Below are 11628 nucleotides of genomic sequence, written 5' to 3'. Positions count from 1 at the left end.
GCGTGAACACCCCCGTTGACGGTGGGGTATTAAACCCACAAAGAAAATGATAAATCTAATTTAGAAGATAATTATTGAGATAAATTACTCATTTTTTTAAGGCCAGGACTTATGCAAAGGTACTATATATAGTATATAAAAACTATAGCACTATGGTATATATAGCGTTTTTGTCCTAAAAATGTCTAAGTCCTGAAGGTTTAAGATGAAAATTATTAGATCGCAAACTACAGAAAATTCCTCAAGGTAAATTCAGGTAAAATAATCAAACTAACGATCGATACATCTTAAAATCTGATGACTACCGCTAAAACTTGGATATGGCGAGGTTGGCCTATCTGCTACCAAAGCCAAGGAGAAAAAGGCCCGTCTGTATTACTCGTACATGGTTTTGGTGCTTCCTGGGGACACTGGCGCAAAAATATTCCTGTACTAGCTACCAGTTGTCGCTGTTATGCTATTGACTTACTTGGTTTTGGTGCTTCAGCTAAACCAACCCCAAGCAAAGATGTTACCTATACATTTGAAACCTGGGGTCAACAAATTGCTGATTTCTGTAGAGAGATAGTTGGCACCCCTGCTTTTCTTGTCGGAAATTCTGTTGGTTGTATTGCGGTGATGCAGGCAGCAGTAGATTATCCAGATATTGCTTTGGGTATAGGAATTATTAATTGTTCTTTGCGACTTTTGCACGAACGGAAACGGTCTACTCTTCCTTGGTATCGCAGTCAAGGAGCAGATATAGTACAAAAAGCGCTCAAAGTCAAGTGGATAAGTCAAATATTTTTTAATCAGTTAGCAACAAAGAAAACAGTCAGGCGAGTATTGTTGCAAGCTTATAAACGTTCTGAAGCTGTTACTGATGAATTAATAGATATACTCTTAACACCAGCAAAAGATGAGGGAGCAGTTGATGTTTTTGTGGCTTTTACTGGTTATTCTCAAGGACCTTTACCTGAAGATTTATTGCCAATATTACCATGTCCAGCTCTCATTTTATGGGGAGAGGAAGACCCCTGGGAGAATATTGAATTGGCAAAAGAATTTGCTAAGTTTGAAACAGTAGAAAAGTTTATTCCTTTACCTGGGGTTGGTCATTGTCCTCAAGATGAAGCACCGGAATTAGTCAATCCTATTTTGCAAGAATGGATATTTGAAAAATGGGAGCGATAGAACTCCAGTTAGCGTTTTAGTATGACAAACTTTGTTCTATAGCGTTTTTATCTGGGATGTGGAGACTAAGTGTTATCAAAAAGGTATGGAGAGAATAGTAAAGGAGAGAAAACAGCAATAAATACTAGCAAACACAAGGATAGAAGCTACTCCATCAGTGCACTTTTTTTGATAATAAAAAACCTCAATCTAGATTTACATCTCAAATAAAAACATTATATAAAATCAGCTAATTCTCTGAATATATCAAAATTTTTGATTAATGATTCATAATAATAATAATAATAATAACTGAGCCGATAAAATTTTGAGCCTTAACCTTTGTTCCCATTTACCATTTGATTTTCAAATATTTCTAAGGTTCTTAAAAGAGAAATTGCGGACTGAAAAGCTTCCTCAGTAATTTCTGTTTGTTCTTCGGGTGTATCAATTATTTCATCAACTAATAGTCTTAAAGAACCAACAATTTGATTGAGAAAACCACGAGCTTCATAAGAAGCTTTAGTCAAAAGTTGCTGGTCAATATAATTATCTGCCTTAGATTGGCCGCCAAACTGTATAGAATAGAGACGGCGATAGTAACCATCTTCTTTTTGTAGAAGTTCCAAATGAGTGCCAATTTCCACTAATTCTCCACGCTCTAAAACAGCTATCTTGTCTGCATTTTGAATTGTTGAGAGACGGTGGGCAATAACTAAAACTGTTCGGTCTCGACTTAATTGATCGATGGCCTCCTGCACTAAACGCTCAGAAACAGTATCAAGGGCACTGGTGGCCTCGTCTAAGATTAATATTTCTGGATCTTGCAGTAATGCTCTAGCAATAGCCAAGCGTTGACGTTGACCCCCAGAAAGCATAACACCCCGATCGCCTATTTCGGTATCCCATTGCTTCGGCAATTCCATAATAAAATCATAAGCATTAGCTTGTTTGGCAGCTTGAATAATTTCATCTTCTGTGGCATCAGGACAAGCATAAAAAATATTATTTCTGACTGTGTCGTTGAATAAATGAGTCGTTTGACTAACAATACCAGTTCTTTTTCTGAGACTGGTAATATCGAACTCACGCAAGTCAATGCCATCTATAGTAATGGAACCAGAGGTAGGGTCATAAAATCTTGGTAGTAGGTCAGCAAATGTTGACTTACCTGCTCCTGAACCTCCCACTAATGCTAAAGTTTTACCTTGAGGTACAGATACATCAACATTTTTGAGAACTAGATTACTATTACCTGGATAAGAGAAAGAAATTTTATTAAAATGAATTTTCCTCCTAACTTTTTGAAAGGGTATGGAACCAGGTTTCATTATTGGTTTATTATCTCTTCTCCATAAGTCTACAGCCATATCAAAACTAGCAGACCCTTTGGCAATTTGATTACGGGTACTATTAATTCCTGATATCATTGGTAGTAACCGAAATAGAACTAAAAGATAGGTAAGTAAGATAGCAGAAACATTTTCCATTGTACCGGCAAATAAATTTTTACCTAATAATAAAATACAGATTACTGTAATTATGCTTGTCACTTCATTAACTGGTGCGATTAACGCTGAATTCATTTTTTCTTTCAGCGCTATATTTTCCAAGGACAGCATTAATTTTCTTAACTGTTTATATTCTCTATTTTCGCTACTTACTGATTTAATTAACCGGATACCACTGAGAGCTTCAATTACTTTGATTGCATAAGTTTTTTGTGCCCGGTTCAACAAAGACCCAAATTTTTTTGAACGAAGGATAAATAATTGATTAATACCTGCTATTAAGGTTACCAATAGAGTAGAAATCAAAGTAAGTTGCCAAGAGATAGAAATTAGTATGCTTACAAATAATAAAACAGTTATTAATTGAGTTATTAAATTAATATAAGCATTAACTGTTGCAGTACACTGAGCTGTATCTGAGCCTAAACGTTTTGTTAAATCTCCTACTTTTACTTTTGTGAAGAAGTCTAAGTCGCTGTCCATTAATGTTTGGAACATTTCCGATTTAATACTATTTGTGAGCCTACGACTAAAGGCTACTGATAACAAACTCTTTAAATATATGGTTAAATTTTTCAGAACAATAGTTAATATGACTGCTAAAAGCATCACCACAAGACGATACTTTTCTGGTACTCCCTCAAAAGGAGATAATAAAAAATTAATTATAGGTGGAGAACCCTTCAGTTCAATTTCTTGCCCAGAAATTTGCAGTAGTATAGGTACTATTAGGGCTGTATTAACTCCATTAAATAATCCTCCGGCAAAACCTAATGCAATATTTCCTATTATGTGGAAAGGATAACGCCGAATAAATCTTAAAATAAATTCTTTTGTAGACATTTATATTTTCCTTGTATCTTACAATATCTCAATTTTTACTACTCTTAATACCTGCTCACTAAATTTTGATTAACTCTGATAAAATTTCTGCCATAGCATCAATACTATAATATTTAATACATCTTTTTCTAGCTTTCATGCCTTTGGTATTTGCTGTAGCTAAGTCGTTAAATATTAATTCAATTTGTGCTGCAATTTGTTCGGGAGAACTAGGATCGACTAAATAGCCAGTATTGCCTACAATTTCTGGAATATCCCCTACTTTTGTGGCGATAATTGGTTTGGCCATTGCCATTCCATCAGTTAGTTTTAATGGAAATTGTGCTTGAGCTTCTGGAGTATCTCTCTGGGGGACTACTATTATATGGGCAGCCGCTACAATTTCTGGCATAACTGTAGGTGGATATTTTGGCATTTTAATTATCCAATGTCCCCATCTTTCCATTAGTTGACGGTCATAATCATCATAAGGACTACCTCCGACAATGACCAACCTTAAATCTGGCTGATTGATATTCTCTAGGGCTATTAAAACATCTTCTACGCCTTTATAAGGTCGTGGTGCCCCTGGAAACATTAAAATTTTATAACCGCTCAAGCCATAACGAGTTCTACTTACCTCTGGATCGTACTTGCTTGGGTCGAATAAAGTTGTGTCTTTTCCATTTGGTAAATAAGTACCACCAAAGCGTTTTTTGAGAAATTGATTGTGTAGAGTTACCCTGTCTGCTTTGGAGACAAAACTTTCTATCCATTTTAAATAAAAGGGATGGTCTGGTTGTCGCAATGCTCCTTCTGGTTTCAAGATATCTCTAGCTAATTGTTTAAGACTGGGATGATATTTCCAACTATCTCCTCCATGCCAGCTTAACTCCCAATCGTCAATATCTAAAAATACTGGGCGATGGATTTGCATTTTTCTGATTAGAGATAAACCTAGGCTGGTAGGTTTTAATTTGTAGGCGTAAATTATGTCTCCTGTTATTTTATCTAGAAGTTGTTTGGCTGATAATAAAAATTTGGGATAGTAATTGTGGCTATCTATGGCGATGATAGTATTTTCCTGATTAGTTGTTAGTTGTTGTTTTTCTCCACTAACAAAGCCCACAATTTCTACATCTACTTGTAGTTTTTTTAGTGCTTGAGATAATAAGAAAGGACGTACTGCGCCTCCCCATCTTCCCACACCACTGGTTGATAAGTCACTAACAACTAATGATATTTTCACTGATGATTAATTTCCTGAGTTTACTACTTCTATTATAATTTTATTTATTGGATCTAAGGATTATTTTATTAATTTGGTAATTAGTTATTGAGAAATTTTATTCTATATTCCTATGTAGATATTTTATTTGTGCGATATTTTTGAATAAAAATAGTAGAGATTAGTGTAATGGATAAATTTAAAAAGTATTGATACAACTCAAGACCTATGAAGATAGTCATAAATTATTTTTTTTATTTATGGATAGCAAGATAGCAAGTTTTTCTAGTTTATTGATATCATAATAAATTTGACTAAACTTGTAGTTCATCATCAAAAAGATTGTTTCATCAAATATTTTTACTTAAATAATATAATATAAATTATCTAAATAGGTTGGAAAAATTTTTAATCATCTAAATACTAACGGTTAATTCTATTTATATGTAGCTTATATTCATATTCTATCTTAGGATGGCTATAGTTGATTAATAGTGATAATAACTCATGTGAAAGCTTCCTGTCAATTATTACATGAAAGTTCAGAAGTAAGTATTAACCCTGAACTCTTGAGATAGCTAATTATTTCAAGGGTTAGAGAGTAGGAAGTATAAAATAGGCTGGTTACTATAGTATTTTTCATATTCTCAGTTAACTATTATAAATTTTGTACTTTAGACAATATGATAGATGTAATATTAGGCTGTCATTGATTAACTTTATTTAGTTGAGTTATTGAAAATTGTATAATTTTGATAAAACTCCTGTTATCCCACCAATATTACAGATATTATCGTCATACAATTTACAGTATTATATGTCTACTCAAAACATTCAAAATCTCACTGTTGTTCAAGCTGAAGAAATCCTCCATAAATTTGCCTGTCAAAACATTAAGTTAGTAGAATCACCAGAGGAAAAAGCTATTACTCAAGCAGCAATTTTGCTATTAGCTAATTTGTCTGACTATCAAATGTTGGGAATTTGTGCCGAATCAACTACTGAAGCTTTATCTGCTTTAGAAAGCTATCTAGGGGCATTAGGATATAATACTACCCTAATTGATGATTCTAATTTTAGAACAATTGAAGGTTCAGTTTATATCAAGTTTAATGGGATAAAAGAGTCATATCATCTTGAATCCTATATTGGAGAATATAGAGGGGTATTAGTATCTTGTCAATCTGCTGAAGATACAGGAATTAATGGAACTTATGGTCATTTACCGCTAGATTTATTTACTTAAAAAAAGCATTTTTGATGTTAATTCAGTAAATTAACTAGCTTGAAAAGCAAGACGTTCGGAGAAATAAAAAAGCTGACAACTGATAAATTTCAGTACAAGCTTTCTATAAAAAGAAAAGAAATAAAGAAATAAGGAATTGGGTGTTTTAACTCAATTCCTATTCTAAAATTAGGTTTTACTAGACTAATTCAGGCTCCTTGTCTGTTGTTGTTTCTTCCTCAGGTAAGCCAAGTATTGATTTGTACATTTTAATATACTCCTGAGCTGATTTGTCCCAACTAAAGTTTTCTCTCATACCGCGTTTCTGTAATTCTTGCCATTGCTCTTTAAAGCGGAAAGCTTCACAAGCTCTAACCATTGCAGTAAAGAAGTCTAGTGGTTCATAGCGATCGAAACAATAGCCAGTGCCAGCATTGTTAACTGGATCGTGGAAAGATACTGTATCAACTAACCCTCCTGTGCGACGCACAATAGGTACGCTACCATAACGCATGGCCAACATTTGACTAATACCACAAGGCTCAAATCTACTAGGCATTAAAAAACCATCGGTACCTGCATAGATCCGCCGAGATAGGGCATCATTATATAAAAGTTGGACACTCATACGACCAGGGTAACGAGTAGCTATCTGCCACATTTGGGTTTCATAGAAGCGATCGCCTGTGCCTAACAATATAAACTGACTATCGGTATAAGCCATAAACCGATCCAATACTTGCAGCATTAAATCAAGTCCTTTTTGATCTACCAGTCGGGAGACCATTCCTGTTAAAAACGTGTTTTTATTTACTTCAAAGCCTACCTCTTCTTGGAGAGCAATTTTATTAGCAGCACGTTTTTCTAAGGTATCGATAGTATAAGTTTGAGCAATGTATCTGTCATTAGCTGGATTATAAAAGTTCAGGTCAATACCATTAAGAATACCTGTTAACTTACCGCTAATAAAAGACATTAAACCATCTAGGCGTTCGCCATAAGCTGGTGTTTGGATCTGACCTGCATAAGTAGGAGAAACAGTAGTTACCCGGTCGGCAAACTGTATTGCTGCAGCCATTGTATTATGTCCCTCCATATACCAGGGACACCAAGTAATTCTTTCTAATAACCAGCGCCAAGGTCCTTGATAAGCTAGGTTATGAATAGTAAATACGGTTTTAATATCTGGGGTTTCATGCATCCAAACTGGAATCATGCCTGTGTGCCAGTCATTGCAATGAATAATATCTGGTTTCCAGCCATTCCAGCAAAACTCAGCCGCTCCATTGGCAAATAGAGTGAACCTCCAGTCTTCGTCATCTCCGTAGTAGATACGACGTGGCCAAAAAGACGGATGGCCAAATAGGTACAACGGCACGTCGCTTTTTGGTAGTACCGTCTCATAAATGCTAAAGCTTTGATACATGGCATTTCCTTCCCAGATTGCTTCTTCTGGAATTTCCATTTTGTCGCCCAGAAAGCCATAGTAAGGCATAAAGATACGGACATCGTGACCCATGGCCCGTAGCACTTTGGGTAAGGCTCCGACTACATCGGCCATACCACCAACTTTGGCTAAAGGAGCTACTTCAGCTGCCACAAATAAAATTCGCATGATTCTTTAATTTGCGTTCCCTTTTTGATGCTCAATATCGTCATCATACCTGTATGGGCGCACCTAAATATAAGTCAAAAGTTAAAAATTAAAAGTCAAAAGTCAACAGTCAAAAAAGAGTTATATCATCTTCGGTTAAACAGTTATAAATATCTGTGAAGCCTCACATCAAATTGGTATAACTGTTAATTGTTGATTTTTGAACTTTTTTATTTATTTCAAAAATTTAGTTAAATCAAATTCTGCTTCTGGCTGAGATTTTTGATATCTCTGGGAAATTAAGACTAATAAAAGTCGTTCTGAATAATCTACTGCACCCCGCATTTCATCTCGTAATATTTCTAACCCTCCATTGGCATACTCTTCAAATATTTTAATGTAATTTTCTTCTATTTCTTCATTTGTTGGAGAGAGAATTTGTGTATCTTTTGTGTCGGCGATCGCGATTAATTTAATAATACTGTCATATCCCCTAGACCAAAACACTTCAATACTAATTGGACCTGGTTCTCTTTGAGAAATTTCTGTTAGTGGAACTCGGTGGTTTTTCTTAATGGCTAAAGATGCGGCAAATACCATTACATCAGCATAAGTTTTAAAAGGAGCTGTTTTTTCTTCTGACTCGGTTAAAGCTTTGACTAAATCTGCTTTATCTCTGGCAATTCTAATTCTATTCATTACTAAAAATTAAATATATTAATCTGTTCGAGATGTGTAAAATTTTCAAAATTATAGATTGAAGCTATGAAGTTTTTACCGAATAATTAAGGTTGAAATTCTCTCCTTTAAAGGAGAAACAAGCGGTCGTTAGCGCAGCTTCCCGTAGGGTGGGATGGCGATCTTCGGAGCGGGTCTGTAAGAACGGGTCTCCTCGCCATATCCAATCGACCAAGAGAGAAAAATTTTTCCTTAAGCGTCAATCCTCTCCTTGAAAATAATTAATAATTATTAATTATTAATTGTTGAACTATTTCTTCCCATTTATCGATATTTGTTACATAAATTCTGGTTCTGACTACGTCTTTTAAACTTGCTCCGACTGTCTGTAAAGCTGTTTCAATATTCTGGATAATTTGTACAGTTTGTTCATAAGTGTGTGTACTCATAATTTTCCCAGTTTTATCGGTAGCAGTAGTACCTGAGACATAAATAAAATTACCGATTTTTACTGCACGAGAATAACCCACAATTGCTTCTCAAGGTGTGTTAGTTAAGATGTTTTTCCTCAACATTTTTAATAGTTTCTATTTAGTATTATTTTCTTTTGTCCACAATAACATGATTTTCTGCTCAAAATCTCCTTTAGTTGCGCATTTTTGATCTCGTTCGAGTGTAATTTGATTATGAGAAATTCCATAACTTTTGAGTAAAGCATCTACTACTTCTAATAAGTCAGCTATTTCTATGGCTAAATCAGCGTTACTTGCTGTTGCTGCTTCTTGGGCTTCTTCAATAAGTTTTTCTCGTAATGCTTGGCGATATTCTGTTTCTGAGAGAGTGATAGTTTCACAGTCTAAACCACTTTTACGGATAATTTCGGGAATGCGATCGCGTACTAATTTATTATATTCTTGAGGCATAATTGTATTACTTTACCAACTAATTGTTATTGATTGCTTGAATTGATATAAACTACTGTATCTCAAATTAAAATATATACCAAGACTTTCAATTATTAATAATTAATCATTAATTATTAATTATTAACAATTACCTCTTCTTGAAAAGAAGAGGATTGACGCGGTAGGGAAATTTTTTTCTTGTTTCTCTTTGTAGAGCGACAACTCGCGGCGCATCCAAGGAGAGGCTTTAAACCTTAATCATTCGGTAAAAAGGGGGATATTTATCTTGTTTATCTATCGTGCTATAACTAAATTTATTAAATTGAAAATCATGTTTTTTTGTTTGGATATATAGCTTTTTTTTCCTATTTACTTCATAACTTATAATTAATAATTTCAGTTTTTAACCGTCTCCGTTTAAGAATAAAAAACATTGATATTTATTTTGATAACAAGATTGAATAAAAATCAGAGGTAATTATTAATTGTTAATTGTTTAACGAGTAAATTATTGCTTTAGCAGCGGTCATTAATTCACTCTATTCAATCAAACGGTTAGAAGCAGATATATAATACCATTTTCAAAAAATATTGCTACATTGGCTATTCAAGGTATTAGGTGTTAGGTGGTAGGTGGTAGGTGGTAGGTATAATAAATAAACAATGAAGATTTTTCAATTCCGTTAAGCATCTATATTTTACTGTAACAATCTTTCTTGAATTTGGCATAAGGCGACTATCAGGAAAGTAGTTATAACTAAATTTTGTTTTGGCTTTACTTACTAATTTTGTGGAATATGATAAGATTATTCTAGTTATTTAATCCTAGTTAAGTGTGAATAAATTGTTCATCAACTATTTAAAAAATGTAGGCATAATTTTATCTATAGTTTTTCTAAGTCTACTCTTAAATGCTTGTTCTGTAAAAACTAATGTAGTTGCTAGTTCCGATGGAGTTTATAAATATAAAACTATCCATAATCCGGAAGGTATTGGGAAATTTTATCTAGGTCGAGAAATAGCTAAAGTTATGGGTCATGAAGGTGCTGCTTGGTTAGAAAGACCTAGCAGAAGTTATAGAGAAAATCCTCAAAATGCTATCGATCGTCTTGATTTAAAATCTACAGATGTTGTGGCAGATATTGGTGCTGGTACTGGTTATTTTACTTTTAGAATTAGTCCTTTGATTCCTCAAGGTAAGGTAATTTCGGTAGATATACAACCGGAGATGTTGGAGTTAATTAATTTTGTTAAAAATGAGGAAAATATTACTAATATTGAGACGGTTTTAGGGGATGTAGATAATCCTAATTTGTCTCCTTCTACTGTTGATATTGCTTTGTTAGTTGATGCTTACCACGAGTTTGAATATCCGCGAGAAATGATGTTGGGAATAGTTGCTGCTTTGAAGTCTGGTGGGCGGGTTATTTTATTGGAATATCGGGGTGAAAATCCGATGATTATGATTAAGGGTTTGCACAAGATGACTGAGGAACAGGTAAAAAAAGAAATGAATTCTGTGGGTTTGGTTTGGCAAGAGACTGATGATTTTTTACCACAACAACATTTTTTAGTGTTTAAAAAGTCTGATTTTTCTCGAGCAAATTACAATTAAATAGCTAGATTTCTCATAGGAGAGCTATTTAAATTCTCTCTAATTGAAAACGAATAATAATTTATTTTTATGTGAAATACTATTTTTTTGTTGAATAAAAAGTCATGTGTATGGGCGAGTTAACCCTTATAGTTAGATTATCTCACAATTATTTGGAGAATGCAAGGCAAACAATCTTGCTTGATGATTTTAGGTGCTTCACAAGATGAAAATTTATCCGGTTTTTCAATAGAGCGTTGGCGGAGCAAGTGCGGTAGCTACATCGCTATCAATCAATAACTAATAAAAATTACCTCAAATCTGGTTATATCTGGGTCTTTTATTTCTCTAGACTGTTTGTGGCAGTGAGTGCTGAGTATTTCATATATTTTTCTTGATTGAATAAAAAGTCAAGTGCATAGGCGAGTTAACCCTTATAGTTAAATCTTCTCACAATTATTTGAGCAATGCAAGGCAAAAAACCTGGGCAATTTTTGGTGCTTCACAGAATGATAATTTATGGGACTTTTCTTGATTAGCGATCGCTTCTATCAAAAATGCAGTTTTGAGCACTCCCAGTATCATCTCCGATTTACCGGGACGAGGATGTCAAATTTGTGTCTTTTATTTCTCCAGACTATTTCATAGATATTTCTTGATTGAATAAAAAGTCAAGCGCATAGGCGAGTTAACCCTTATAGTTAAATCTTCTCACAATTATTTGAGCAATGCAAGGCAAAAAAACTGGGCGATTTTTTAGGTGCTTCACAGAATGACAAATTGTGGGGTTTTTCTTTATTAGCGATCACTTCTATCAAAAAAGCAGCTTTGAGCACTCCCAGTATCATCTCCGATTTACCGGGAGAGGATGTCAAATTTGTGTCTTTTATTTCTCCAGACTATTTCATAGATATTTCTT

The 11628-nt window shown here is 34.2% G+C and carries 10 protein-coding genes; 3 read left to right on the top strand and 7 right to left on the bottom strand.

The window, feature by feature from the left end; genetic code table 11:
- Positions 1-297 precede the first annotated feature (297 nt).
- On the top strand, positions 298-1173 hold the full coding sequence (locus tag D5R40_RS25585; RefSeq protein WP_124146582.1) for an alpha/beta fold hydrolase: 876 nt from the start codon (positions 298-300) through the stop codon (positions 1171-1173).
- A 314-nt stretch (positions 1174-1487) separates the two neighbouring features.
- Here D5R40_RS25585 and D5R40_RS25580 read toward each other — a convergent pair whose 3' ends face one another.
- Both D5R40_RS25580 and D5R40_RS25575 read right to left on the bottom strand, forming a co-directional pair.
- Positions 1488-3506: an ABC transporter ATP-binding protein gene (locus D5R40_RS25580; protein WP_124146583.1), complete on the bottom strand. Its 2019-nt coding sequence runs from the start codon at positions 3504-3506 to the stop codon at positions 1488-1490.
- A 58-nt stretch (positions 3507-3564) separates the two neighbouring features.
- Positions 3565-4734, bottom strand: coding sequence for a glycosyltransferase family 4 protein (locus D5R40_RS25575; protein ID WP_124155421.1), 1170 nt, complete (start codon positions 4732-4734; stop codon positions 3565-3567).
- A gap of 796 nt (positions 4735-5530) precedes the next feature.
- On the opposite strand from D5R40_RS25575, the gene D5R40_RS25570 reads away from it, so the two are divergent.
- Positions 5531-5959 (top strand): DUF1824 family protein, encoded by a 429-nt coding sequence (locus D5R40_RS25570; RefSeq protein WP_124146585.1) that lies wholly within the window; start codon positions 5531-5533, stop codon positions 5957-5959.
- Between the two features lie 178 nt (positions 5960-6137).
- Here D5R40_RS25570 and glgA read toward each other — a convergent pair whose 3' ends face one another.
- From glgA to D5R40_RS25550, 4 genes are all read right to left on the bottom strand, one after another.
- Positions 6138-7553, bottom strand: coding sequence for a glycogen synthase GlgA (gene glgA / locus D5R40_RS25565; protein WP_124146586.1), 1416 nt, complete (start codon positions 7551-7553; stop codon positions 6138-6140).
- A 213-nt stretch (positions 7554-7766) separates the two neighbouring features.
- On the bottom strand, positions 7767-8231 hold the full coding sequence (locus tag D5R40_RS25560; RefSeq protein WP_124146587.1) for a DNA phosphorothioation-associated protein 4: 465 nt from the start codon (positions 8229-8231) through the stop codon (positions 7767-7769).
- Between the two features lie 260 nt (positions 8232-8491).
- Positions 8492-8740, bottom strand: coding sequence for a Rid family hydrolase (locus D5R40_RS25555; protein ID WP_205127391.1), 249 nt, complete (start codon positions 8738-8740; stop codon positions 8492-8494).
- A 57-nt stretch (positions 8741-8797) separates the two neighbouring features.
- On the bottom strand, positions 8798-9133 hold the full coding sequence (locus D5R40_RS25550) for a nucleoside triphosphate pyrophosphohydrolase (RefSeq protein WP_124145369.1): 336 nt from the start codon (positions 9131-9133) through the stop codon (positions 8798-8800).
- A gap of 817 nt (positions 9134-9950) precedes the next feature.
- Here D5R40_RS25550 and D5R40_RS25545 point away from each other — a divergent pair.
- Positions 9951-10730 carry a class I SAM-dependent methyltransferase gene (locus D5R40_RS25545; RefSeq protein WP_124145370.1) on the top strand — a complete coding sequence of 260 codons (780 nt, stop codon included), beginning with the start codon at positions 9951-9953 and terminating at the stop codon, positions 10728-10730.
- A 435-nt stretch (positions 10731-11165) separates the two neighbouring features.
- Here D5R40_RS25545 and D5R40_RS41435 read toward each other — a convergent pair whose 3' ends face one another.
- Positions 11166-11294 carry a hypothetical protein gene (locus tag D5R40_RS41435; protein WP_275670386.1) on the bottom strand — a complete coding sequence of 43 codons (129 nt, stop codon included), beginning with the start codon at positions 11292-11294 and terminating at the stop codon, positions 11166-11168.
- Positions 11295-11628 lie beyond the last annotated feature (334 nt).

Source organism: Okeania hirsuta (assembly GCF_003838195.1).
In the GTDB taxonomy this organism is placed as follows: domain Bacteria; phylum Cyanobacteriota; class Cyanobacteriia; order Cyanobacteriales; family Microcoleaceae; genus Okeania; species Okeania hirsuta.
Note: the sequence above shows the minus strand (reverse complement) of the source record. Positions and strands in the feature narration are given on the sequence as shown.

Coding starts and splice junctions, on each gene's coding strand:
- D5R40_RS25580 (WP_124146583.1), bottom strand. CDS start 3,506: ATGTCTACAAAAGAATTTATTTTAAGATTTATTCGGCGTTATCCTTTC.
- D5R40_RS25585 (WP_124146582.1), top strand. CDS start 298: ATGACTACCGCTAAAACTTGGATATGGCGAGGTTGGCCTATCTGCTAC.
- D5R40_RS25570 (WP_124146585.1), top strand. CDS start 5,531: ATGTCTACTCAAAACATTCAAAATCTCACTGTTGTTCAAGCTGAAGAA.
- D5R40_RS25550 (WP_124145369.1), bottom strand. CDS start 9,133: ATGCCTCAAGAATATAATAAATTAGTACGCGATCGCATTCCCGAAATT.
- D5R40_RS25560 (WP_124146587.1), bottom strand. CDS start 8,231: ATGAATAGAATTAGAATTGCCAGAGATAAAGCAGATTTAGTCAAAGCT.
- glgA (WP_124146586.1), bottom strand. CDS start 7,553: ATGCGAATTTTATTTGTGGCAGCTGAAGTAGCTCCTTTAGCCAAAGTT.
- D5R40_RS41435 (WP_275670386.1), bottom strand. CDS start 11,294: ATGATACTGGGAGTGCTCAAAACTGCATTTTTGATAGAAGCGATCGCT.